At 54.0% G+C, this 23,401-nt stretch carries 24 protein-coding genes; 2 read left to right on the forward strand and 22 right to left on the reverse strand.

The window, feature by feature from the left end:
- Positions 1-9 precede the first annotated feature (9 nt).
- Positions 10-270, forward strand: a complete 261-nt coding sequence (locus tag GSF01_RS24610; RefSeq protein WP_235941718.1) for a DUF2533 family protein — start codon at positions 10-12, stop codon at positions 268-270.
- A 97-nt stretch (positions 271-367) separates the two neighbouring features.
- Here the strand turns inward: GSF01_RS24610 and GSF01_RS24615 are convergent, their stop codons facing one another.
- From GSF01_RS24615 to GSF01_RS24710, 20 genes are all read right to left on the reverse strand, one after another.
- Entirely contained in the window at positions 368-1,132 is a 765-nt protein-coding gene (locus tag GSF01_RS24615) for an NUDIX domain-containing protein (protein ID WP_159887922.1), read from the reverse strand.
- Positions 1,133-1,280: 148 nt separating this feature from the next.
- Positions 1,281-2,228, reverse strand: a complete 948-nt coding sequence (locus GSF01_RS24620; protein WP_159887923.1) for a DUF4871 domain-containing protein — start codon at positions 2,226-2,228, stop codon at positions 1,281-1,283.
- Positions 2,225-2,776 (reverse strand): sigma-70 family RNA polymerase sigma factor, encoded by a 552-nt coding sequence (locus GSF01_RS24625; protein WP_235941719.1) that lies wholly within the window; start codon positions 2,774-2,776, stop codon positions 2,225-2,227. The genes GSF01_RS24620 and GSF01_RS24625 overlap by 4 nt, the downstream gene beginning before the upstream one ends.
- A gap of 51 nt (positions 2,777-2,827) precedes the next feature.
- The gene (locus GSF01_RS24630; RefSeq protein ID WP_159887924.1) at positions 2,828-3,379 is read right to left on the reverse strand and encodes a hypothetical protein; all 552 of its coding nucleotides are present in this window, start codon (positions 3,377-3,379) and stop codon (positions 2,828-2,830) included.
- 69 nt (positions 3,380-3,448) lie between these two features.
- On the reverse strand, positions 3,449-4,219 hold the full coding sequence (locus GSF01_RS24635) for an SDR family NAD(P)-dependent oxidoreductase (protein WP_159887925.1): 771 nt from the start codon (positions 4,217-4,219) through the stop codon (positions 3,449-3,451).
- Positions 4,220-4,311: 92 nt separating this feature from the next.
- Positions 4,312-4,836 (reverse strand): ADP-heptose synthase, encoded by a 525-nt coding sequence (locus tag GSF01_RS24640; RefSeq protein ID WP_159887926.1) that lies wholly within the window; start codon positions 4,834-4,836, stop codon positions 4,312-4,314.
- 225 nt (positions 4,837-5,061) lie between these two features.
- Positions 5,062-5,898 (reverse strand): DegV family protein, encoded by an 837-nt coding sequence (locus GSF01_RS24645; protein WP_159887927.1) that lies wholly within the window; start codon positions 5,896-5,898, stop codon positions 5,062-5,064.
- Positions 5,899-6,082: 184 nt separating this feature from the next.
- Positions 6,083-6,565, reverse strand: coding sequence for a C40 family peptidase (locus GSF01_RS24650; protein WP_159887928.1), 483 nt, complete (start codon positions 6,563-6,565; stop codon positions 6,083-6,085).
- 136 nt (positions 6,566-6,701) lie between these two features.
- A complete protein-coding gene (locus GSF01_RS24655; RefSeq protein WP_159887929.1) occupies positions 6,702-8,045 on the reverse strand; it encodes a sensor histidine kinase in 1,344 nt (447 codons plus the stop codon).
- A gap of 14 nt (positions 8,046-8,059) precedes the next feature.
- Positions 8,060-8,749 carry a response regulator transcription factor gene (locus GSF01_RS24660; RefSeq protein WP_159887930.1) on the reverse strand — a complete coding sequence of 230 codons (690 nt, stop codon included), beginning with the start codon at positions 8,747-8,749 and terminating at the stop codon, positions 8,060-8,062.
- A gap of 228 nt (positions 8,750-8,977) precedes the next feature.
- Positions 8,978-9,499, reverse strand: coding sequence for a hypothetical protein (locus GSF01_RS24665; protein ID WP_159887931.1), 522 nt, complete (start codon positions 9,497-9,499; stop codon positions 8,978-8,980).
- 43 nt (positions 9,500-9,542) lie between these two features.
- Positions 9,543-9,830 carry a hypothetical protein gene (locus GSF01_RS24670; RefSeq protein ID WP_159887932.1) on the reverse strand — a complete coding sequence of 96 codons (288 nt, stop codon included), beginning with the start codon at positions 9,828-9,830 and terminating at the stop codon, positions 9,543-9,545.
- A gap of 116 nt (positions 9,831-9,946) precedes the next feature.
- A complete protein-coding gene (locus GSF01_RS24675) occupies positions 9,947-12,250 on the reverse strand; it encodes a thiamine pyrophosphate-dependent enzyme (protein WP_159887933.1) in 2,304 nt (767 codons plus the stop codon).
- A gap of 34 nt (positions 12,251-12,284) precedes the next feature.
- Positions 12,285-13,289 carry a 2-oxoacid:acceptor oxidoreductase family protein gene (locus GSF01_RS24680; protein ID WP_159887934.1) on the reverse strand — a complete coding sequence of 335 codons (1,005 nt, stop codon included), beginning with the start codon at positions 13,287-13,289 and terminating at the stop codon, positions 12,285-12,287.
- Between the two features lie 492 nt (positions 13,290-13,781).
- Positions 13,782-14,597, reverse strand: a complete 816-nt coding sequence (locus tag GSF01_RS24685) for a fascin domain-containing protein (RefSeq protein ID WP_159887935.1) — start codon at positions 14,595-14,597, stop codon at positions 13,782-13,784.
- A 115-nt stretch (positions 14,598-14,712) separates the two neighbouring features.
- Complete coding sequence (locus GSF01_RS24690) at positions 14,713-15,489, reverse strand: hypothetical protein (RefSeq protein WP_159887936.1); 777 nt, start codon at positions 15,487-15,489, stop codon at positions 14,713-14,715.
- Positions 15,490-15,823: 334 nt separating this feature from the next.
- Positions 15,824-16,123: a hypothetical protein gene (locus GSF01_RS24695; RefSeq protein WP_159887937.1), complete on the reverse strand. Its 300-nt coding sequence runs from the start codon at positions 16,121-16,123 to the stop codon at positions 15,824-15,826.
- Positions 16,124-16,268: 145 nt separating this feature from the next.
- Positions 16,269-17,471 carry an MFS transporter gene (locus GSF01_RS24700; RefSeq protein ID WP_159887938.1) on the reverse strand — a complete coding sequence of 401 codons (1,203 nt, stop codon included), beginning with the start codon at positions 17,469-17,471 and terminating at the stop codon, positions 16,269-16,271.
- 12 nt (positions 17,472-17,483) lie between these two features.
- Positions 17,484-18,653 carry an iron-containing alcohol dehydrogenase gene (locus tag GSF01_RS24705; RefSeq protein ID WP_159887939.1) on the reverse strand — a complete coding sequence of 390 codons (1,170 nt, stop codon included), beginning with the start codon at positions 18,651-18,653 and terminating at the stop codon, positions 17,484-17,486.
- Positions 18,654-18,755: 102 nt separating this feature from the next.
- On the reverse strand, positions 18,756-20,471 hold the full coding sequence (locus GSF01_RS24710; RefSeq protein ID WP_159887940.1) for a glycoside hydrolase family 13 protein: 1,716 nt from the start codon (positions 20,469-20,471) through the stop codon (positions 18,756-18,758).
- A 215-nt stretch (positions 20,472-20,686) separates the two neighbouring features.
- Here GSF01_RS24710 and uraA point away from each other — a divergent pair, with 215 nt between their 5' ends.
- A complete protein-coding gene (gene uraA / locus GSF01_RS24715; RefSeq protein WP_159887941.1) occupies positions 20,687-21,964 on the forward strand; it encodes a uracil permease in 1,278 nt (425 codons plus the stop codon).
- On the opposite strand, the gene GSF01_RS24720 is transcribed toward uraA, so the two are convergent.
- Complete coding sequence (locus GSF01_RS24720) at positions 21,961-22,794, reverse strand: cytochrome c oxidase assembly protein (RefSeq protein ID WP_159887942.1); 834 nt, start codon at positions 22,792-22,794, stop codon at positions 21,961-21,963. The two genes, uraA and GSF01_RS24720, sit on opposite strands and share 4 nt — an antisense overlap.
- The gene (locus GSF01_RS24725) at positions 22,791-23,294 is read right to left on the reverse strand and encodes a DUF2243 domain-containing protein (RefSeq protein ID WP_235941723.1); all 504 of its coding nucleotides are present in this window, start codon (positions 23,292-23,294) and stop codon (positions 22,791-22,793) included. The genes GSF01_RS24720 and GSF01_RS24725 overlap by 4 nt, the downstream gene beginning before the upstream one ends.
- Positions 23,295-23,401 lie beyond the last annotated feature (107 nt).

Consider the following 23,401-nt stretch of genomic DNA (forward strand, 5'->3'; position numbering starts at 1 on the left):
AGAAGGAGCATGAACATGAACGTACATGAAGCAATAACCGCACATACTTCCAAACAGCACGCTCACCTGCAGCGGTTTCTGGAGCTGGAAGAGGCAAGAGAGCTTGCGATTGACCGCGCATTGGCCGATGCCCGGGAAGGCCGCCCGGTTCAGGTCGAAGCCATTAATGGCTGGACAGACCTGATTAACGAGCATGCGAATCACGGTATCTCTCCAACACGGGTTCATGTGACGGAGCAGATGATTCGCGAATTTGCCCTCCGGCGTTAAGCTATCCCTAGCGGCCTGCCGTCGGCTCAACGAAGCAGCGCCCGTCCCCGCCATGAACCGGCGAAGGACGGGCGCTGTTTATTTGCTTGAAGCAATCTTACCCGTAGATCGACAGAGTCGGCTCCTCCTGCGTGAAGCGGTAGAGCTGAGCAGCACGCTGGGAATAGCGATTGGAGCTTTTAGGATTCCCGTTCTCATCGAGTACCGCCTCCAAAATCCCCTTGCGGCTTTGCGTAGAGGTAACCTTGCGGATGAAATTCTTCTCCTCGAACTCGGGAACGACGGTCTGTATGATCTGATACAGCTCGCTCAGCGTAAATTCCTCGGGCAGAAATTCCTTGGCGATCGTCGTCGTCATCATGCTTCGGCGGATCTGTTCGAGCGCATCCCGGATGATCTGGCGATGATCAAAGGCAAGCGGCAGTGCGAGCGCTTCCCCGATGGAGAACAGCCGCACATCGGAAGCGTCATCCGCCGCTCGGCGAGCCACCAGCGCTTCTTCCTTCACCAGCGCAAAAAAAGCATGGGAGATCATCCACCCCCGCGGATCTCGCCCCGGCTCGCTGTACACATTGAAGTACTCCAGATGAACCGAGTCGACCCCGGTCTCTTCCTGAAGCTCACGACGCGCGCACGCATGCATCGATTCCGTAGGACTTGAGAAACCTCCAGGGAGCGCCCAATGTCCTTCAAAAGGCCAGTTCTTCCGCTGAATCAGGAGCACCTCCAGCTGCCGCAAGGGCAGCGACTTCTTGCCGCTCTGCTTCTCCTGAGACGTAATCGTGAAGATCACGATATCCGCCGGAGCTCCGTCAGGCGTCCTGTATCGTTTTGGCGAATAATTCGTTTCGCTTTCTTGCATGGTCCAACCCCTCCTGAGCCGCGTTTGATATTGTCATTATGACATATAAAACACGCTTGTCAAGAAAAGCAGGATTAACCCCCTCTTGATCGCCCGGTATTTTTCCTCGGAGGAGCCGCATGATTTTCCCGTTACAAGCAGCGGCTTTTCAAGGCTGGACCTCTACCACGATGCTGTCATACAGCCGGTTGTCTATCATGGCGAGCAGACGCCACTTGCCTGGCTCCGGAAGCGACATCATGGCCGGCAGATGGCGATCCGCTCCGTTATTGGAGCCGCCCAGCTCGCTGCCTTGAAAAACATCAATGAGCTGATCGGAGCCCTGCCTGACCGCTCGAATCCGGAACTCTCCCCGAAGCGCCTCGGGGCTCCCCCAGAAATGCCACATGTATTTATTTGCCGTTCCGGCTCTAAATCCGGGGTCGATAAAGCCTGCCCGTCCCTCCGTCCCTCTTAGTCGGTAACCACCTGAACTGAACAGCGGACTTGCCTCCCAATCCCCGTCGCGCACCGAGACGATGACATCCCCATACTCCTGCCCGTCCAGCATAACTACTAGCCGCCATAGTCCGTCGATAGGCAGAGCAAACGAACTCGTCCACCGCTCCAGTCTCTCATACCCTGGGCTGGGCGCTGTTATGGGAACACCCGCTACAGCCGTTATCGCTTCTCCCGTACGTTCATGGATAGCCTGCACAGACAGCCGCTTTCCTTGAAATTCGGAGAAGGATGCTTCGAAACTGAACAAATACCCAAACGGACGTCCCGCTTTGAGCTCGGGATCGGGAAAGACTGCGAACAAGGCTTGGCCGTCCTTCTGATAAACAAGTCGTTCTCCTCCGTGGAAGCCCACCCCCGCCGGCAGAGGCTTGTTGTTCGGCTCGACCAGCGGTACAGCGACCAATCCGCCGACAACCAGAAGCCCGCTGAGCAGATGGACGGCCACACGGCGGCCGCTTCTCCGTCTGCTGACGGATGCCTGGCGTCTCCTTGCCTCGGACTCGATTCTTTCTGCCAGTTCCCGGCTAAATTTTTTGGTCAGAAACGGGGAGTCGCCAAGCTGGTCGCTCCATGAAGGTCTGTTCTCGTTCATCATCGTTCGCCTCCCTCTATGCCGGCTTCGAGCTGTGCCGATATTTTGCGGCGGGCCCGATACAGCCTCGTTCGGACCGTAGCTTCGGGGATTTGCAGAAGCTGGGCAATCTCGGCAGAGGTGAACCGGTAATAAGCATCCAGGACCAGCACCTCCCGGAATTTCTGCGGCAATCCCATGACCAGCTGCCACAGGCTGCGTGTCTGCAGCCGGTCGAATAGAGCCGCCTCCGCCGACGGCGAGGTTTCTTTGCGGAATACCTCGCCAACCAGCGTCACCTTCCGTAAGAAAGCGCTTCTCAACACATTCAGGGATTTGTTTCGAGTTATCGACAGCAGCCAGCTTTTTATACTGCTTTCTCCTCGGAAGGTGAGCATCTTTTCGTAAACGCTCAGAAAAACCTCCTGGGAGATATCGTCTGCGGCATCCGCTCTACGCGTGATAAAGAACGCATAATGCCATACATCTTCTCCATAACGCTCCATTAACTCACGTAAAATTGCATCCTTATCGGATGTATGGCTCAGATGCTGCAAATAATGGGGCTCCAAGCTAATCACCTCTACCAAATAGACAAAGCAAAGGGAGGTTTCGTTCCCGGTTTATTCCCAATTTTTTCGTTCTTCTACATGCTCAAGGCACATCGCGGCGATATCGAGCCATTGCTCCAGATCCTCGATATGACTTTCATCGATCTTGTGATCGAACCGGATACTTATCCGATAGGCATCCGGCACGGAGGATGGCTTTCCCCGCTCGGCATCGGCCTCGGGCAGCAGGGAAACCGCCAGCTCATGCCGGACTTCGGCTTCTTCGCCCCAGAGTCGGACCAAATAGTCGTGCAGGGCATTGATACGCTCGCTGTACGCCGCCGGCAGCTCCAGGATCAGCTGAAGCACCGCACCGGGGCGCAGGTCCGCAGAACGCGCTATCCTCCGCTCCAGCGCAAAGTCGGTCAGTCCGCTGGATAGCGAGATAACCGCTTGGCAATGCCCGCTCCCCTGACGCAGCAGCATACGGAAGGTACGAGACATCGCGGCCAGATCAACCAAATCCTCGCGCCCCGTGATGCGTACGCTGCCCTCCGAGTCCAGATCGTACAGCCTTCCTTCCATAACTACTTTCAAATTATCAAAAATCGTAGGATCAAACATGACCATTCTCCTTTGATACACGAGTTGGGCAGCACAATTCTCCCCGCGGATAACCCGGTACGGGGCCCATCAGGATTCGGCTTGTATATCCCTCAGATCAAGCACAGCCCCCTGCCTCCAGCCGTCCGAGCGGATGAACCCGATAAGCTTCCGGGCCGTATCCTCGGGAGATTGCAGCTTCCCGCTTTCCTTCAGCTCAATGAATCTCCCCTTGTCCGGGAAAACTCCGTCCTCTGTCGCACGAATCTGCTCTTGCATACGCGTATCGATAACGCCAGGAGCAATAGATAAGCAGCGGACCGCTCCGGGACCCTCTCCTTGCTCCGCTGCTATGCAGCGGGTCAGCATGTCGAGCCCCGCTTTGGCTGCACAGTAAGCGCTCCAGCCCGCATAAGGCTTGCGTCCCGCTCCGGAGGAGATACTTACGATCGCTCGATCAACCGAAGCCCGGTAGGACTCCGTTAGCCGGATGAAGGCCGAGCTGAGCACGAGCGGCGCCGTCAGATTCACCGCCATATGAAGAGCGAGCCCCTGCTCGTCCGCAAGCTCCAAAGGCCCGATCGGCTCTAGAATACCCGCGTTATGGATCAGCGTCAGCCGCCGCGCCTCATTGAAAGGAACGCGCTGCATCGCATCGGCCATTATCCCTGGATGAAGCTCGGAACGCTCCAGGTCGGCATGGACAAACTCGAAGCTGCCGCCGTACGAGGCCGCAAGCGCTCCAAGAGAACCGTCATCTTGGCGCGCCATACCGATGACGGCCGCTCCCTCCCGGATATAGCCAGCAGCAAGCGCGGCGCCTAGTCCTCTTGTCGTTCCCGTAATGATATAGACGTCCATCTTTGTCGATCCCCTTCCTTTTTTCATAATCTGCGAAAATAAAAAAAGAATCTCCGGAGCAACCGGAGATATAGGCAAGCTTGCAAGCTGGATTAGGGAGTCATCCAATCATCGGCACTGATCCCTTGTTCTACGGCAAAATCAAAATCGTACACATCGTATACTTGAACCGGGATCTCCGCCTGAATAATTTTATCCATAAATTCGACCTGATCGGTGATGACCGGAGCCTGCTCCCGGAGTGACGTCAGGATGACCTCCGTTTCGATCGGATCGATCGCTTCGCCGTATTGAGCATTCTCCATCGCATTGACGACGGTGAACGTTACATGCTCGTTAATCGGCAGCGGCGGACTAAGCCGCCATGGAGCTTGCAGCGCACGCTCCAGCTTCTTCTTGTTGAACGAATCGTCGAAGAAGGCGATCAGCTCGACAATTTTCCCTTTCACATGGGCGTCGTCACTCGCTTCCGGCATCACCGGCTCCGGGCTGTCCTTCATCTCATAAAGCTCCATAATCGTATTGTATGGGATCAAATACTCCACGGGCTGACTGGGCGCCATCAGTTCTCCGTATATGGCAACCAATACCGCTTCAATAACAAATCGCCGGGACATGCTTGATTCCTCCTTCAAATGATGCGTCCGTCCTTCTTGTCCGGCCTCATTCTTTCATAACATAAATAATCGGAAATGTCCATCGACAGGAACGTAAGTCATGCCAGGGATATAGACGGCTGGAGCCGCCCGAACGATGTTCATGAAGCCGACAAGAAAAAAAGCTGCCCGTCAACCGGCAGCCATTTCTTGTTTGGGAATACATACATGTATAAGAGCGGGTACTTAATTATAGCAGATCAACAACCCGTTTTCCCCGGCGTAAGTGCCGATGACAGGGCCCATATCGGTGATAATGGTATGGGCGAAAGGATAAAGGCTCAGGATGCGCTCTTTCAAGGACATCGCATCCTCCGGACAGTTGCTGTGCGCAATGCCCAGCACCAGCTTCTCGGCATGGATGCTCCCCAGCTTCTCGACCAATCGGGTAAGGGCATTTTTTCTTCCCCGGACCTTGTCGGTCACCTCGACCGCCCCTTCGTCGCTGGCCTGCATGACGAGCTTGATATTCAGAACCGAAGCGATAGCTCCCTTAGTCCGGTCCAGCCTCCCGCCCTTAATGACGTTTTCCAGCGTATCCAGATAGAAATAGGTCCGGGTTTCGCGAACTCTCCTTCGTGCGCGAAGCACAAGATCCTCAAAGGAATATCCGGCCTCCATATCCTCCAGCAGACGGTACAGCATCAGTCCGGCCCCAAGCGAAGCCGTCAGAGAATCAATGACTTCAATTTTCCCCGATCGATCGCCGGTTTCCTCCGCCATTTCCTTGGCCAGCTTGGCATGGGTGTACGTACTGCTCAAGGAGGAGGAAAGCGTGATCAGGACCAGGTCGTCCTCCGGATATTGCGCGAAGGCTCGAAGAAAATCCTCCGGCGAGGGGCTCGCCGTTTTGGGCAAATGCGTATGCGTTTTCATGAGCTGGTAGAAATCTGGACCGCCCTTGGTTTCATCGAACGGCTTCCCGTCGAAGGTGACATACAGCGGGATGCCATGCACCGTCCCTGCTTCCTTCCACTCCGCCGGATAGTCTACGCCTCCGTCAGTCATAAGCCGAATGGCCATTAGCTTCGCTCTCTTTCTGAATGTCTATTCCATTATTGAATCTATCTTCTCTCTATTATGACATATAACGACTTCATTCGACAAGTTGACCGACAATCGTTGATCGGATCGGGTAATCCGAGACCCCATCGCAAAAAAATCGGCCCAGACGGGGCCGATTTTATTTAATAACATTAAGCTTGTCCTACATCACACGACGTGCAGTGGCATAGTTTTTCTTCCACCAGTCTTTATTCATATCCGTAATGGTCACGCCAGGGCTCCCGTACGTATGAATGAATTTACCATCGCCGATATAGATGCCAACATGATGGATTGGAGAATAGAAGAACACCAGATCGCCCGGCTTCAGATTGCTCTTAGATACGTAAGTACCTACTTTGGACAACTCTTTGGCCGTACGCGGCAGCGATTTTCCGTATTTATGAAATACCGTCCAGACAAAGGAAGAACAGTCGAAATTGCGCGTCTGTCCTAGAGCGGCTCCAAACTTGTAAGGCTTGTTTAAATATTGCTTGGCTGTAGCAATGACATCCTTCGCTTGCGAGCTTGACATCGCGCTGGCTGGAGCAGCAGGTATGGCAAGTGTCCCGGTCATAAGCAGCGCCGCGCTCAAGCTGACGGACACGAAAGTTTGAATGAGACGTTGTGGGAACCGTTTCGTCATAAGATTTCGTCCTCCTTGGGTTTGAGTTGGCTCATGGCCTGAAGCCACTATACCACACGCCGCCTCTGGATGAAGCTGGCAGAAAAGCTAGGATCCCAGGCATGACGGACCTTCGGAAACGATTATGAGAATACGATTAAAATTTCGCTTTGGGCAGCGTAATCTGCACCTGTGTCCCTTCTCCGGCTGCGCTCTGGATGCGAATAGTCCCGCCGTGCCGCTCCAGAATCTGCTCGGCGATCGATAAGCCCAGCCCGCTCCCCCCGCTGCGCCTCTGCCGCGTTTTATCCACCCGGTAGAAGCGTTCGAATAAATGGGGAAGCTCTTCTTCGGGAATGCCCACTCCTTTGTCTTCCACCGTTAGGATGATCTCTTCTTCTCTCTCCCGGCAGCGGATATACACAGGGTCTTCGCTATACTTTACCGCGTTGTCAAGCAGAATAATCAGCAGCTGCTTGAGCTGCTCCGGACTGCCATGGCAGATCGGGGAAGTCCCCGGCTGCACGTCCAGACGGATATCGCGCTTGAATGCCATCGATAACCGTCCCGCCGTTTCTTGCAGCAGCGGCAGCAGCGGCACCGGGTGAAACGGCGTCTCCTCCCCGCGCTCTAGCTCCGCCAGCCGCAGCAGGGACTTGATCAATCCTTTGAGACGCACGGATTCCGAATGAATCGCCTGAACCGCTTCCTCCCGAACCTCGGGCCGTTCTCCACCCCACCTCCGCAGCAGCGAAGCGTAGCTCTCAATGACCGTCAACGGCGTACGCAGCTCATGCGAGGCATCCGCTACAAATTGCTTTTGCCGTTCATCCTTTTCCTTCAGCGTTTCGATCATGTCGTTAAACGTTTGCCCCAGCTGACCCAATTCATCCTTCTGGGAAGCATATCGCGGACTCAGCGTAACGAAATAACGGTTTTTCTTGATTTCATTCATCGTGTCCAGCAGCTCGCGGATCGGCCGGATAAGAACCCGGGAGTAAAAATATCCGCTCACCAGCGCGACTACCAGCACGGCCCCGGTCGTCATGTACAGCCCCGTCCCCAGCAGCTCCAGCCATTCGCTCATCACATTGAGCGACTTGCCAAGCTCAAGCGTGCCAAGCTGTGAGCCCTGCGCGAGGATTGGCACTTGGACAAAGAGCATGCGAACCCCGAATTCATTCACCATCGCGCTCCCATAGTAGGATCTATACACGGAAGGATATGCCGAAAGCCGCTCGTTAGTGGACACACTGGCGCGTACGACGCCCTCCTTGTCGATGATGCGCACCAAAATATCGGGCTCGTAAAATTCGTTCAGCAGCTCAGGCTTCCCCCAGCTCCCCGGATCGTGAGTCTCGGGATTGCGAAGGATGACTTGCGCTTTATTCCAAAGAAGCCGGGTTTCCGAGGTCGTCATCTTGCCCAATATGTAGAAGTAGATTGTTACATTGAACACAATGACCAGGAGCAGCACCCATACCGTAGAAAGCAAAATCAACCGGGTTCTTAGACTCATACGCTTGGAGGGGTCAGCGAATAGCCTACTCCGCGTGCGGTACGGATCAGCTTCGGACTGAATCCTTTATCGACTTTCAACCGCAAGTAACGAACGTACACATCGACGATGTTCGTATCTCCGGCGTGAGCGTATCCCCACACATCCCCGATCAGCTGCTCGCGGCTTAAAACTTGCCCCTGATGCTTCATCATATAGTGAAGCAATTCGAATTCTGTCGGCGTCAGCTCGATGACGCAGTCGCCCCGCATCACCTTGCGGCTCTTCGGATCCAGCGTCAAGTCCGCTGCCTCCAGCAATCCGTCGCTCTCCTCCTTGTCGCTTGTCAGCTTGATCAAGTTTCGTATCCGCACAAGGAGCTCCTCGATCGCGAACGGCTTGGTCACATAATCATTGGCGCCCAACTCGAACCCTTGGACAATATCTTTGGTAACATCTCTGGCCGTCAGCAGAAGCACCGGCGACTCGCCGCCTCCGCTTCGATAGCCTTCCAGCACATCCAGCCCGCTGCATCCGGGAAGCATCACATCCAGCACAATCAGGCTCCAGCTGCGTGCTAGAGCAAGAGGCAGCGCTCGCGTACCGTCCGTGGCAAGCGCTGTCTCATACCCTTCGTGCTGCAGCTCCAGCTCCAATACCCGGGCGATATGCGGTTCATCCTCGACAATTAGAATGGAACGATTCATAGGGGCGGCTCTTTCCTGTCAATCGGGATCATGCGGATAGCGTCCCCTGACGGCAGGCGGTTTATTCGCCCGTCCAGACCGTCCCGTCCACTGACCTCGGAACCGACATGGCTACGGAAGCCGTAACAGATTCTCACGCCAACAAGACGAGAGCATGGTTTCCCATATCCTCGTCTTGCTACATTTGGTGAATAAGCCCGTTGGGCCTCCACCTTCTTCTAATGTGCGTTAAGGCTCCTTGGACTGCCTTTCCTGCTCTTTCACGTGTTCGCTGCCGAACGCCAGAATCACCGTTTCAATCTTCTGCAGGCGAATAAATTCATTTTGCTTCAAGTCTGCGCGGAAGTAGGCATACATGTAAGCCCCCTCAAGGAAAGTCAACGAAGGGTAACAAACAAGGTCGGCATTGGTATACGGATTGTCGATCAGAATTTGCCACTCTCCGTCTCGGTTTTCCGTAGCGATCGTTTCCAGAACGGTACGCTTATAAGTATGGATCGCTTCAAACTCGTCCCATATGTGCGCCCAGGATGGGCTGAAGCGAGCGGGCTCCGGAAATAATCGTTTGGCGGCGGCAATTCGATCCGACATTTCTGCGTATTCCTCGTCCACATATTCCTTCAGCTTGATTCGAAAGCCATCAAGGAAACGCCGAAAAGCCGTAAAACCGCCTTCTACGATCATCTGCTGAAACTGCTGCAGTTCGTCTTCCGAAGCCGCTTGCTCAAACTTGACAAAAGGGTTCGTCATCCTCGCTCTCCTTGTTCCTTTGTGATTGCCAAAATTGTAGCATTTATCGGCGGTCAGCTTCCAGCGCACCCTCGGGATGCATAATCAGACGGCGGGAAGGGTCGTTTTTCAGCTTGACATTCCCAAGCTTAACTCGGGCTTCGTCGAGCCGAAGAACAAGCCAGCGATGGTCATCGTCATGGCCAATTTGCTCCAGAAACCGCTTCTTGTGCTCCAGAGCTTCCTCCTCGCTCTCCCACTGCCTGATCCCGTAATAGTGGAGGTCGTAGTGGTTCTTCTGCAGACATGCAGCGATTTCTCCGGTATCGGCATGCCTCAATACATAGCTCATGTCAGATTCCTCCACATTAAACTCCTGATTCATCCCCCATTGGTACATGGAGGATAGGACAAGAAAGGCGCAAGGCTCGAACCCGAGTTTGCGCCTTTCCCGTCCCCTACTTCCCCTTACAAATACGGATTCTCGTGTTTCGCCTTAAGACGGCTCCAACGGCGTTCCACCTCGTCCTCGAACGACTTGAGCGCCTCCGCATACTCCGGCTTGGTTAGATGCTTCGTCTTGCCCATATTTTTCAACCAGTCTCCGACTGGAATCCGCTTGCTCTTGTCCTCCGGATTATACGTAATCGAGGTGATGCCGTTCTCGACCTCGTACATCGGGAAGAAGCAGGAGTTCACGGCTTCGTCGATCAGCGTCTGCCCGATCTGCTCCTCGGATAGCCAGTTGAGCGGACAAGTGATCAGAATCTTGCCGTAGACCAATCCTTCATTTTGAGCGTAGTACTGCGCCTTGGCCGCTTTCTTCAGCAGATCCTGAGGCAGCGACTCGGAGCCGGTGAAGACGTATGGAATATTGGTAGCCGCCATAATCTGAGGCGTATCCTTGTGATGGAACAGCTTCCCGCCCTGGTGCTTGCCAACGTTGGACGTGGACGTACGGTGGCCGAGAGGCGTTGAATACGAAAGCTGAGCCCCGGTGTTCATGTAGCCTTCGTTATCGTACTCCAGGATGATCATTTTATGATTGCGCAAGGCCGCTCCGATCGCAGGCCCCATCCCGATATCCATCCCTCCATCGCCGGTAATCATGACGAATGTAAAGTCGGCGGGCAGGTTCAGATGATCGAGGTCCCCACGACGCTTCCGCTCCCAGAACATCTCTACGACGCCGGAGAGAGTGGCCGCACCGCTTTGGAACAGGTTATGGATATAAGTTGCTTTATGGGATGAATACGGATAGCCGGTCGTAACGACCATGGCACAGCCCGTATGGAACAAGGCAACGATATCCCCTTCGATTCCTTTGAAGAATAACTCCAGACCGGAGAAAATGCCGCACCCCGGACAAGCGCCGTGTCCCGGAGCAAGCCGCTTCGGCTTCTTGGTCAGCTGACGGATCGGCGGAACCTTGACTTTCAGCTGCCCGGTTGCCTCATCTTTATTGACGGTGATCAGGCCCGTTGTCAGGTCTTCATATTTCATCGGCTCTATAACGCGCTGCGGCTTCTTGTTCGGGTCGCCCGGCGTATGGCCGTAGTAGTCGAAAGGTACCGCCACGCTCCCCGCATCCACGGCATCCAAAGCCATCTGGAAGAAGGCATGCCCGTCCTCCGCGTAGAAATCCTTGCCGCCCAAGCCGTACACGCGGCTGATAACCATTGTATCGGTATATCCGGCCGTGAAGAGCGCAGCCTTGATCTCTAGCGACATGTTGCCGCCGTGAGCGCCGTAAGAATCCGCGCGGTCGCCGATCGTAACGGCCTTCACAGTCTTCAGCGCCTCCGCGATTTCCTTGGCCGGGAATGGGCGGATCATGTTCGGCGCGATGGACCCCGCCTTAATCCCTCTCTCGCGCAGCTGATCGACCACGTCCTTAATGATCTCGGATGAAGAGTTCATCAGGAAGACGGCAACCTCCGCATCATCCATCCGGTATAGATCCAGGATCGGATAGTCCCGGCCTGTCAGGATCTTATACTCCTGGCGGATCCGGTCGAATACGTCCCCGGCTCTATACATCGCCTCGGACTGCTGATAGCAGTTATTGATATAGTCGGGTTCGTTCATATAAGGCCCGACCGTGATCGGGTTGTTGCGGTCCAGCACATGAGGGAATTGCTTCGGCTGCTCGCCGATAAAAGCATGGACGTCGGATTTATGGGCGAACGTCTGAACCCGGCGCTTCTGATGGGAGGTGAAATAACCGTCGGAAGCGACGATGACCGGCAGGCGCACCTCAGGGTCCTCCGCCAGCTTGATAGCCATAATATTCATATCGTAAACAGCCTGAGGGTCGCGGCTCATCAGGATCGGCCATCCTGTATTCAGCGCATAATACAAGTCAGAGTGATCGCCATGAATGTTCAGCGGACCGGATACCGAGCGGCATACCAGATTCATAACCATCGGGAAGCGGGTACCGGACTGCACCGGCATTTGCTCCAGCATATACAGATAGCCGTTGGCACTAGTGGCATTGAAGACGCGTCCCCCGGCTGCCGCAGCTCCGTAACAAATCCCGGCCGAACCATGCTCGCCGTCAGCGGGGATCAGCTTAATATCGTGCTGACCGTTCGCTTTCATCAGATCGAGGAATTGGGCGACTTCCGTTGATGGCGAGATCGGAAAATAGCCCATCACATGGTAGTTGATCTGATGCGCCGCGTATGCGGCCATCTCGTTGCCCGATTCGTACACCATACGCTGCTCGATCGTACCCGTGCTCACTTCTTTATTTATCTCGATAGCCATAAGTAACCTTCACCTCTCCCGTATAGATTATGATTTATTCCGCCAGCTGGAAACGGTGCGCTACGCGATTCGCTTCCGCATACCCGTCCATTTCCCGATTCGAGGATAAAGCCTCCGTCGGACAGGCCACGACACACTTCAGACAGCCCTTGCAGTACTGATAGTCGATCCCCTGCAGGAACATCTGAGGACGGCCCTTCTTGTCCGGCTGCTCATCCCATACGAAGCAAAAGTCGGGACAGGCCGTATCACAGGCTGCGCAGTGGATGCATTTCTCGTCGTCAAAGTGCGGCATCATCCCGTTGCGGGAAATGCTCAAATCCTTCAGGATGCTATTGCCCGGATTGGCGACCATACCGCCGATCGGCTGAGTCAAATACCCGTATACCGGGATGTCCCAGCGCTTCGGCTCCGGCATGGTTGCTCCCTCAGGCAGATGGAACGTCTTGAATTTCACTTCATCGTAGCCTCGCTGAAACGTCCTCAGAGCAGGCTCTACAGCCCCGGGATATTTTTTCTCCAGGCTCTTGCGGATGATGCCTTTCATATGTTCAAAGTCGAGGAAGGTGCACAAACGGAATAAGCCGCCCAGCATAGCCATGTTAACCCGGTTCTTCTCCTCCAGGGAAATGCCGGTCGCATCGACTACGGCTACGACGCCCCCGATCAGCTTCATTTTCTCTTTCAATTCCTCAGGAGTTTTGCTGGAGTTGACCAGAACGACGCTATCCTCGTAGATTCCGCTTACGACATTGACGGTTTTAGAGAGATTCTCATGAAACACGCCTACGACATGCGGCCGTTCGACCGGCGTTGTATCGCGGATATTCGTATCCAGGTCACAGAATCGAATATGCGCCTTCACCGGGGAGCCTTTCTTCTCCGAACCGTAGGAAGAGAAGCTGACACCATTGAAACCGCTTCCCACAACACCGGCTTCAGCAAGCATCTTGCCAGCCAGGTTAGCCCCAAGACCGCCGATAGACTCCAGTCTGATCTCGAAGAAGCCGAGCTCGTTCATTTTGGGTAGAATCGTCATGCACCTATCGCCCCCTCAAAATAATCGTGGAATGGAATATAAAACCTTGGGATCAGTATAACAGCATATGGGAGTAGAGCATAGTGTTTTGGATACATTTTTTCTAAAAAAACGTATGAAATCAAGGTTTATACGAGGATATCCAGGACATAATTAACACTGTATAGTAGTTTCGTTCAATACGACTAATACAGATTTACATGATTTTGATGTGATATAAATCACAAGTTTACAAAGGGATATATCTTCAAGCAGACGAGGCCAAGCGTCTGGATTCAGAATATTCCCCCTATTTCAACGATTCTAAAACATAGAGAAATCGGGCATGACAGCATGGGGATGTTCTTCGTTGCCCCAAATAGCGTCACACCCTTATTCTTAGCCGATATCTAACTGTACACGTCAGATTTTCCGCAGTATCTCTTTTCGACCAAACTCATATCACATTACCTAACATCATTTTTGAGCTGGCTGAGCCTCCCAAAAGCCGTCTCAATGATACATTAATCTGAATTTATTAACCGCTGACGAGGATAAATTCGTCTCATTGGCAAGAAGCTGGCCTGTGGCTGAAACGACTTGAATGTATTTGCCGGTAGCAACCGACTTGATGGCGACTCCGCCGTTGCCTTGGTCAATAAATAGAAATTTGTTTCGATTGTCGACTACGCTTGTATCCAAAGCTTGTAGAGGTGATGTTTCACTGGAAGCGGATACATATTTATTGTTGGCATTTGATTTCAAAGTCCATGCACCGCCTCCAACATAAGTGGCAAGAAATTTTTCGGTGTTGGTCGCATTCGATTTGTAATAAGCCAGAGACACATCGGCGAGCAACGGATTCGCTCCGCTGTCGGGCGCGGTTAAGTAATTGGTCGTCTCCTTCACATTGATGGAAATGGTATGGGATAATGTGTTGGCCGCTCTTGAGGCGCGTGAGTACATTAATGTCGACAGCGGCTGATGATCGGTGTGAGTGGATTCCGGCCAGATGGCGGAGCTCATGAGGCGGGTGTAGTATACCGGATGACTCGAAGTGCTGTCTGCAAGCCCTTTGACATGTTTGTAATGATTCCAAACCATGGTATATACAGGGCGATTCTGGCTGCGGTTGACGGTCGAGACGACGGATTCCACACGGTTCCAGGTATTGTTGGATGACGTGTATACGGGAGTAAACGGCACGGTGTTCCCTAAATTATAAGAGGCGGTGTACTCGACTCCCTTGAGCAAAAGCTTGCTTGCATAATCGTACAAATCCTCAAAGCTCGAATCTCCCTTATGCTGCACATAAGACATTTGGGCCATTGTAGCCAGAAGCCCTATGCCCAGTTGAGCATGAGGCTGATCCCGTCCGCTTTCCTCATTTTGGGCAAAATTGGAATTGGAGCTGCTGACCTTGAGATAATTATGGATGCTACCGTTATGCGCCGCTCTTATAGCCGGTTACCGCTTCATTGTAGATGTTCAGATCATCGCACAGCACGCCGATAGCCATCATGCTGATTAATGCAGCCTGATCTTGGTTCCCTCTATAATAATAGGGGTAGGCCGTGCCGTTATTTTTCCCTTGATGGTTGGCGAGAAAAGTCTTGAGAGGGGGATAGAAGTACGTTTTGAGCATGGTCTGCACCTTCGCTAGCTTTCCGCTGCTCACCCAAGTGCCGTCTGCACGCATGATATCGGCCGCGGCCGCCAGCTTATAGGCTGTCAATCCGGCCAGCAAATGATTCTCGTCTCCACCGACCGCCGTATTGACCGTGTTGGCCCACGTATCGAGAATCAGCTGCGCCCTTGTCTTGGCGGTTGCGGCTTCGGCAGCGTTGTCGGATACTTTCCAAATAATCGCCTGCGTAAGCGCTGCTGTGGAATCGTCAAACAGCTGCTGATTGCCGGAGGAAGCCCCTGAGCCATACCGGGCTGGAGCAGCTACTGCGCTCGGCGTATAAGTCGGCGAGGCATACTTGCTTAGCTTGGCCACCTCCCAAGCCTCGATCCAAGGGCTTGCTCCGGAAGCAACGTTCGTCTTTGCACGGTCAAAGTCCTCTTGGCTGTAGAGTATGCCGGTGTGAGTAAAAGTCGCCGCATGGGCGTCCTCGTGCGTGATCGGAGAGGCGCTTAGTAGCGTTGTTACGGCTACTACCAGCGTCATGCTCCTCCATCCCTTGCCATTCATTCGTTTGGCACCTTCCTTCATCATCCTGCCTCCTTCGTATTTTTGATAATACCGACTTAGTGAAATCGCTTTCAGTCAACTCCTTTCCTTTACGTCTAGGGTGACATGCACGCCTCTCCATAAGAGTAGGACAGGTCCGTTTCCTAGTAAATGCTGTTTTTTAACCATGAAATGAGCTTTTTTAAGAATTGCATCTTTTCTATCCAGCGAGTTCGTTATTCATCACAATAACGATGGATAGCCAGAAAAACAAAAAAACTGCCAGAAAGATTCTTGACAGTTTTTCCTCTTGCCCCTTACACCGGCATGAACGGTTAACGAAACCGGCAGTCCGTGCAGCGCAAGTCTTTGTCGCTGGTCAAGTATGCTCCCGCCAGCCGCTGAACAGCTTCCATAGGACGACATACAGGGCATACATTCCGAGGTACGCCCCGCACGCTAAGAATAGCGAATTGTAGAATACGCGATGAATCTCCGTCATCATAACCATGTCGTCCCGCAATATTTTGTATATTGCGCCAGTAGCGATCCAGCCAAAGCCGTATAGTGCGGCAATCGCCATGACATCGAAAAACAACGCAAGCCGGGGAGCAAACCAACGAAAGATAAACAGTACCCCCGGAACCATGATCGAGCCAGCAATGAGCAGGATGTACAAATCACCATCTCCTTCGCCCCTATTCTCGCGCAAAGAGAAACGGACTATACCTCCTTACCCGGTCCGAACAGCCCCGACACATGGAACGGACGGCAGCGGATGAGGCGCTTCTTATCCGCGATCCGCCACGCCGTCCGCGCTTTCGCTAGAATCCAGCATGACTGCTTCGACTATGGGATTTGCCTGTCCGCCCTATAAACCAGCGTTTGGTCAAAACTGCGGCGAGCAAGCCCAGCACGCCGGCCAAGTAGAAGCCGCTCTTCAAGCCGCCCCATTCGTTCAGGCTCCCGGCTACGAAGGGTCCCGCAAACATCCCGATGGCATAAACCGCCTGGTAAAAGCCCATCGCCGTAGCGCGCTTCTCTTCCTCGATATGCTCGATCGACAGGCCGAGCAGCAAGGGAAAGTGAAGCCCTTGGACCGCGCCATTCAAGGCCTGCGTGATCACAAGCAGAGCGAAGCCGGGAACCAGCGACGTCGCTGCCGAGCAAAGCGCACTGACGAGGAAGCCGGTAAATACGATCTGCCAGGCCCCGAATCTCGGCGCAAAGACGCGTCCCGACATATATGCCGTCAGCGCATGAGGAATCATAAACGCCAGAACCAGCACCGTAAGTCCGACCTCGTCAGCGCCCAAATATATTGCATAGGACGGCGTAAAGCCGAACATGGTAATAAATAATACGCAATGGGCCAAGATGGACAGCATCGACACCTTCCACAGCAGCCGGTCCTTCATCACCGGCCATAAGTCGCTATAGCTCATCGCCGGTCTTGACGGCTCTCCCTGGGTTTCCTTCAGGAAGAAAGACAGGGCAAATCCAAGCAGACCGATCCCCGCTCCCATCTTGAACGTCAGACCGTAGCCGCCGGCATCGACAAGCATGCCGCTGATGGCCATGCCCAGCAACTGTCCCGCAGCGATCAGCAAACTGATCGTTCCCATCGCGCGCGTTGCCTGCTCCTTGGCGTACATCCCCGCATACATGACCGTGAATGCCACCCACGTCGATGCGGCGATGCCTGCCATGATGCGGCCGGCAAGCGCCCATTCCAGCTGTTCCCCCATGGCGAAGCATACGCAGCTCAGGCTGACCGTCAGCATGCCAATGACCACGTAAGGCTTGCGCTTCTTCATCCGGTCAGAGGCAATGCCCAGCGGGAGCCTGAGCACGATCTGCGTAAAGCCATAGCTGCCCAGCACGATGCCTATCCAGGTATAAGACATCCCCAGATGCTCCAGATAGGGCGACAACACCGGCATGTACACATAGAGCGAGCACCAGAAAAGCAGCGTGACTGTAATAAAAAGTGCCCGATTAAGACGTCCCGGCTCTGTCCTGTTCATACCTAAGCCAGACTACAGACTCGACTTGAGAATTTCAAGGACATCGCCGGCTTGCAGCTTGCGGAAGGAGCCGACAGGGCCGAAACGGACCGTCTCCTCGGCCATTCTCTCCAACTGCTCGCTGCCGATGTTCAGCTCGCCAAGCCGCGATGGGGCGCCGATCCGTGTGAAATAATTCCGAGTGGCTTCGATGCCGGCGCGTGCGACTTCTTCATCGGACTTTCCGTCCGGGTCGATATCCCACACCCGTACCGCATATTGGACGAAGCGATCCAGCCGCTCGCCGTGCACGTAACTCATCCAGTTAGGGAACAGCACAGCCAAACCGGCCGCATGCGCGATGTCGTACAGCGCGCTGACTTCATGCTCGATCATATGCGTAGCCCAGTCCTGCTCCATCCCCACACTGATCATTCCGCCATTCAGCGCATAAGTGCTGCACAGCATCAGGTTAGCGCGCGCTTCGTAATTATCGGGCTCGGCCAGCGCCTTCTCTCCGTTCTCGATCACCGTCTTCAATATCGACTCGCACAAGCGCTCCTGGAGCGGGGTATTCTCCGTCAAGCTGAAGTATTGCTCGAACACATGGGACATCGTATCCACGATTCCGTTAACCGTCTGGTTGGCCGGAACGGAATACGTCAAGGTCGGATCGAGAATAGAAAATTTCGGATAGGCATGAATGCTGCCGAATGACTTCTTCAGGTTTTCCTCCCAGTTCGTAATCACCGAGTTGCCATTCATCTCCGAGCCGGTAGCGGACAGCGTCAAGATCGTCCCCAGCGGCAGAGCGGAACGAATCTCCGCCTTTCTCATCAGGAAATCCCACACGTCGCCCTCATAGGGCACGCCCACGGCGACAGCCTTGGCCGCATCCAGCACGCTGCCACCCCCGACGGCAAGAATAAAATCAACCTGATGGGCACGGCACAGCTCGATGCCCTTGCGTACCGTCGTTACGCGCGGATTTGGCTCGATGCCGGGCAGCTCGACGGCACTCACTCCCGCTTGTTCGAGCTGCCGGAGCACGCGGTCATACAAGCCGCTTTTCTTAATGCTGCCGCCTCCGTATACCAATAACACCGTCTTGCTGCCCACAGAAGCCAGCTGTTCGCCGAGCTTGTCCACCATCCCCGCGCCAAACAAGATCCGGGTCGGGTTATAAAATGCAAACGAATTCATCGTCAATCTCCTCCTTATGAATAACAGCCAACCTCATTATAGCAAGTATTCTTCCAGAGTTAAAACAACTAAAAATCCGTTAGCAGCTAACCATTCATCCTTTTACTTCGGATCGAACAAATAAACGCCTGTCTCATAGGGCCGCAGCGTCCAAACCTCGGGAATTGAGATTAAGCAGTCCCCCTCTGCATCAGCTTGCCCGTTCGAATAATTCGTAAGCAGCAGACGGGACTCCCGGCCGGTCAGCTCCTCCGGCAGTCTCAGTTCCGTGGCTTCCGGCGAGAAGCTGCAGACGACAAGCAGTACGCCTTCCGTGCCGCGCCGCACGTAGACGAAGTGCTTCTCGTCCTCGGGCATCAGCAGCTCGTAGCTGCCGGTGAGAACGAGCGGTATTGACTTGCGCAAGGCAATCAGCTTCTTATAGAAGTGGAAGATCGACTCCGGATCGGCCAGCTGCCCCTCGACATGGATCGCCGTGTAATTGGGATTCGTCCGCATCCATGGCTCCGCTTCCGAAAATCCCGCGTGCAGATCGGCACTCCACTGCATCGGCGTGCGGCTGTTATCGCGTCCTTGCGCATGCACCGCCTGCAAAATATGTTCATCGGATAAGCCTGCCGCCTTCGCCTCCCGATAGAAGTTCATTATCTCCACATCGCGGTAATCTTGAATATCCGAGAACGGGGCATTCGTCATGCCGATTTCCTGTCCCTGATAAATATAGGGCGTTCCTTGCATCAGCATATAACAGACGGCCAGCATTTTTGCCGATTCGCTATGAAACGTCCCGTCGTCGGCGAAGCGGGAGACGGAGCGCGGCGCATCATGATTTTCCAGGTACAGCGCATTCCAGCCCCGATTCTCCAGGCCGGTCTGCCACCGGCTCAAAATCGCCTTGAGGTCGGACAGCTTCCAATTCGGGTTGTACTCCCATTTGCCTCCGGGACCGTGATCCACGGCCATATGCTCGAACTGGAACATCATATCGAACACGCCCGTATCCGGCCCGACGAATTGTTCGGCCTGCTCCAGCTCCACGCCATTCGCTTCTCCGACCGTCATAATATCGTAGCGGGCGAACGTCTCCTCCTTCAGCTCCCGCAAATAATCGAGAATGCCTTCCCGGTTGCGATGACCGTCCCACGAAGGGACATAAGTACGCGAGTCGGGGTTCGGGAGATCGGGCAAGCCGGCGATTTTCTTGATATGCGTAATGGCGTCGATCCGAAAACCGTCGATCCCTTTGTCCAGCCACCAGCGCACCATCCGGTACAGCTCCTGACGGACCTCCTCATACTCCCAGTTGAGGTCGGGCTGCTTAACCGAGAACAGGTGCAGATAGTATTCGCCGGTCTGCTCGTCAAGCTGCCAGGCCGATCCGCCGAAGATCGACTCCCAGTTGTTAGGCTCTGCTCCATTCGCGCCCGGCGGACGCCAGATATAGTAATCCCGCTTCGGATTATTCCGCGAGCTGCGGGATTCGACGAACCACGGATGCTCGTCCGATGTATGATTGATCACCAGATCCATAATGATCCGCATGCCTCTGTCATGCGCTTCCTTGAGCAATAACTCAAAATCCTCCATCGTGCCGAATTCCTTCATGATCCGGTAATAATCGCTGATGTCGTACCCGTTGTCGTCATTGGGAGATTCGTAGACCGGACAGATCCAGATCACATCGATCCCCAATTCCTTCAAATAGTCCAGCTTTAAGCGAATACCTCCGATATCTCCGATCCCGTCACCGTTGGAGTCCATAAAGCTTCTTGGATAAATTTGATAGACAACGCTTTCTTTCCACCATTTCGTCTGCATGGGTCTGCTCCTATCTAAGTCAGTTTTCTTTATTCCCTCATCGTAAATGGTAACCTCATGGCGAACAACAGACGCTGTTGACCAATATGGTGTCATTTATTGCTATACCGGACACGAAAATTGTCGATAATAGTGAAAAAAGATATAGCATTTTTGTCGCATTTTGATATGATAAATTCCGGTACTTTACCTACTTGTCGAAAGGGTGCGTCTGTTTGAGTCAAAATCGAGAAATTCAGGTGGCGGAACGTCCGCCGCTGCTTCAAAGTATCCCGCTTAGCTTGCAGCATCTGTTCGCCATGTTCGGATCGACTGTGCTGGTCCCAGTGCTGTTCAAGATCGACCCGGCCATCGTCCTGCTGATGAACGGGATCGGGACACTCTTGTATCTGCTTCTATGCAAAGGTAAAATTCCCGCCTACCTCGGGTCCAGCTTCGCCTTTCTCTCGCCGGTATTCGCCGTGTTCGCGGCAGGAATGCCTTATGAGGCGGCGCTTGGCGGCTTTATCGTCACCGGTATCATCTTCACGGTGGTCGCCCTCATCATACGCTCCTCGGGGACCGGGTGGCTCGATGTGGTATTCCCTCCGGCTGCCATGGGCGCTATCGTCGCCGTTATCGGCCTGGAGCTCGTTCCGGTCGCGGCCGAGATGGCCGGCTTCATCAAGCCTGCAGATGCTGGCGAGGACTGGGCGATTAATCCCGATACGATTCTGATCTCGACCGCAACCTTGCTCATTGTTATCATCGGCAACGTGATGTTTCGGGGATTCCTCAAAATTATTCCGATACTTATCGGAATCGTAGGCGGTTACGCCCTCGCCTATTGGATGGGTTATGTAAACTTCGATACGGTCTCGGAAGCTTCGCTGCTGCAGCTGCCTACCCGGTACACGCCGCAGTTCGAATGGTCGGCCATCGCAATCATCGCCCCGGCTGCTCTTGTCGTCATCGCGGAGCATATCGGCCACCTGATCGTGACAGGCAATATTGTCGGCCGCAATCTATCCAAGGACCCCGGACTCGACCGTTCCTTGCTCGGCAACGGGATCTCAACGATCATCTCCGGCTTTACCGGCTCCACCCCGAATACGACCTATGGGGAAAATATCGGTGTCCTGGCGATCACTCGGGTCTATTCCGTCTGGGTGATCGGGGGCGCAGCAGTGCTTGCCATCTTCCTGTCGTTCTTCGGCAAGCTGACCGCCTTGATCAGTACCATCCCTACACCGGTTATGGGCGGCGTGTCGCTGCTGTTATTCGGCGTCATCGCTTCCTCGGGTATTCGGATGCTCGTCGAAACCAAAGTCGATTACGCCAAAACCTCCAATCTGATCTTGACCAGCATCGTTCTGGTCGTCGGCGTCAGCGGGATGAGCCTGACGATCGGCAGCTTCTCCATGAAAGGCATGGCGCTTGCTACTGTGCTGGCTATCGTGCTCAGTTTGTTCTTTAAAGTGATCGAGATCTTGAAGCTGTCCAATGAGTCTTAGCTCCTGCCTTCGCTTCTGCACCGAGAACCGTCCGTAGTCCGGACGGTTCTTTGGGCTTTCCAGGCTCGGCCGGACTTGTAGCCTTGATAGAAGAACATAAAAATGAGTACGGCGTCGATAACGTCGCCCCCATAATACATGACCATGCCTCCTGTCTCCGCCTGCGCGGCCGGCACACCCGCAGGAGGATGAGCATAGATGTACTTGGACAACAGACCGTGAGCGGCTAAGGAAACGATTAGCACGATGCCACGATACGTTCGGCTTGTCCGGTGAGGCGTCGGGTCCACGCCGATCAGGGCTACCGTGAAGAGACAGCCGGCCAGAAACACATGGACATGAACCAACAGATGCAGCGCCACCGATTGCTGCATCCACATATACAGGCTAGTCGTGTAGAGTACAACCAGCCCCCCAACGTTAAGTATAGAAGCTGTTGCAGGATCGCACAAAACACGAATCGGCGCGCTTCGATGGAACCTGGCCAGTCTGCGGGACACACCCAAAGGCAGAACTCGCAGCATCAGCGTCATAGGTGCAGCCAGCACGAGAAGCAGCGGCGCCAGCATGCCTAGCAGCAGATGGCCGATCATATGTGCGGTGAAATCAAGATGAGCCTTCGCTGCCAAAGGACCGGCTGAGGCAGCCACGGCGCTCAGGTTGCCAGCGAACCAGAGGAAATAACGGATCGGAGGCCACGGCGAATACCTGCGATTGGACAGGATAGCCGCATATGCATACAAAAGCAGGCTAAGAGCTCCAAGAAGCATAACGACATAAAAATGCTCCTCAAACCCATGAGAGGATGCATGCAGATGCGTTTGATTCATAGAGCGGAATTCCTCCGTTCTGAAGACAGCTCCTGCCGCGCGTAAAGAATTAGCATGTATCCGGCGAGGATCATCGCGACAGCGATCACGTTCCACACGATATCGTAGATGATCACATGCTCCACGTACCGAATTTGATGCAGGCGCATAAGCTTGTGTTGAATCGTTCCGTCGTACAGCTGAAATCCTCCGCCCCCCAGCAGTACGCCTCCCCACCATCTCTTGAGGACTAGCGTTTTCCGCCCGCGAAGCTCGGCAAATAGAAACAAGGCCCAGATCGTCGCGAACCAGCTGAAAGCATGAAAAAAGCCATCGGAGAGTAGACCTATATCCGATGTGGATTTATCATAGAAATGATGCCAGTGCAGAAGCTGATGAAACACCGTTTCATCGATAAAGCCGACTAATCCCAGACCAAAGAGCACGCCAGACCCTAGATTTCGTCTCGAATCGTCCGGAATGGATCGATTTTCCCTGCGGTCCTGTTTTCGTTCAGCCATTCTTGCGGTCATTATTTTCCTCCTCCGTGCATCCGCTCACTTCTCTCCCATCTCCTAAATATACCCGGATAACGCCTGCCATAATCTAGGTAGAAAAAATGCCAAAG

The sequence above is a fragment of the Paenibacillus puerhi genome, assembly GCF_009846885.1.
Lineage (GTDB): Bacteria > Bacillota > Bacilli > Paenibacillales > NBRC-103111 > Paenibacillus_G > Paenibacillus_G puerhi.

Bases quoted from the DNA above. Each gene is read 5' to 3' on its own strand.
- GSF01_RS24610 (WP_235941718.1), top strand. From the start codon at position 10: ATGAACATGAACGTACATGAAGCAATAACCGCACATACTTCCAAACAG.
- GSF01_RS24615 (WP_159887922.1), bottom strand. From the start codon at position 1,132: ATGCAAGAAAGCGAAACGAATTATTCGCCAAAACGATACAGGACGCCT.
- GSF01_RS24620 (WP_159887923.1), bottom strand. From the start codon at position 2,228: ATGATGAACGAGAACAGACCTTCATGGAGCGACCAGCTTGGCGACTCC.
- GSF01_RS24630 (WP_159887924.1), bottom strand. From the start codon at position 3,379: ATGTTTGATCCTACGATTTTTGATAATTTGAAAGTAGTTATGGAAGGA.
- GSF01_RS24635 (WP_159887925.1), bottom strand. From the start codon at position 4,219: ATGGACGTCTATATCATTACGGGAACGACAAGAGGACTAGGCGCCGCG.
- GSF01_RS24640 (WP_159887926.1), bottom strand. From the start codon at position 4,836: ATGTCCCGGCGATTTGTTATTGAAGCGGTATTGGTTGCCATATACGGA.
- GSF01_RS24645 (WP_159887927.1), bottom strand. From the start codon at position 5,898: ATGGCCATTCGGCTTATGACTGACGGAGGCGTAGACTATCCGGCGGAG.
- GSF01_RS24650 (WP_159887928.1), bottom strand. From the start codon at position 6,565: ATGACGAAACGGTTCCCACAACGTCTCATTCAAACTTTCGTGTCCGTC.
- GSF01_RS24660 (WP_159887930.1), bottom strand. From the start codon at position 8,749: ATGAATCGTTCCATTCTAATTGTCGAGGATGAACCGCATATCGCCCGG.
- GSF01_RS24665 (WP_159887931.1), bottom strand. From the start codon at position 9,499: ATGACGAACCCTTTTGTCAAGTTTGAGCAAGCGGCTTCGGAAGACGAA.
- GSF01_RS24670 (WP_159887932.1), bottom strand. From the start codon at position 9,830: ATGAGCTATGTATTGAGGCATGCCGATACCGGAGAAATCGCTGCATGT.
- GSF01_RS24675 (WP_159887933.1), bottom strand. From the start codon at position 12,250: ATGGCTATCGAGATAAATAAAGAAGTGAGCACGGGTACGATCGAGCAG.
- GSF01_RS24680 (WP_159887934.1), bottom strand. From the start codon at position 13,289: ATGACGATTCTACCCAAAATGAACGAGCTCGGCTTCTTCGAGATCAGA.
- GSF01_RS24685 (WP_159887935.1), bottom strand. From the start codon at position 14,597: ATGGCCCAAATGTCTTATGTGCAGCATAAGGGAGATTCGAGCTTTGAG.
- GSF01_RS24690 (WP_159887936.1), bottom strand. From the start codon at position 15,489: ATGATGAAGGAAGGTGCCAAACGAATGAATGGCAAGGGATGGAGGAGC.
- GSF01_RS24700 (WP_159887938.1), bottom strand. From the start codon at position 17,471: ATGAACAGGACAGAGCCGGGACGTCTTAATCGGGCACTTTTTATTACA.
- GSF01_RS24705 (WP_159887939.1), bottom strand. From the start codon at position 18,653: ATGAATTCGTTTGCATTTTATAACCCGACCCGGATCTTGTTTGGCGCG.
- GSF01_RS24710 (WP_159887940.1), bottom strand. From the start codon at position 20,471: ATGCAGACGAAATGGTGGAAAGAAAGCGTTGTCTATCAAATTTATCCA.
- GSF01_RS24720 (WP_159887942.1), bottom strand. From the start codon at position 22,794: ATGAATCAAACGCATCTGCATGCATCCTCTCATGGGTTTGAGGAGCAT.
- GSF01_RS24725 (WP_235941723.1), bottom strand. From the start codon at position 23,294: ATGGCTGAACGAAAACAGGACCGCAGGGAAAATCGATCCATTCCGGAC.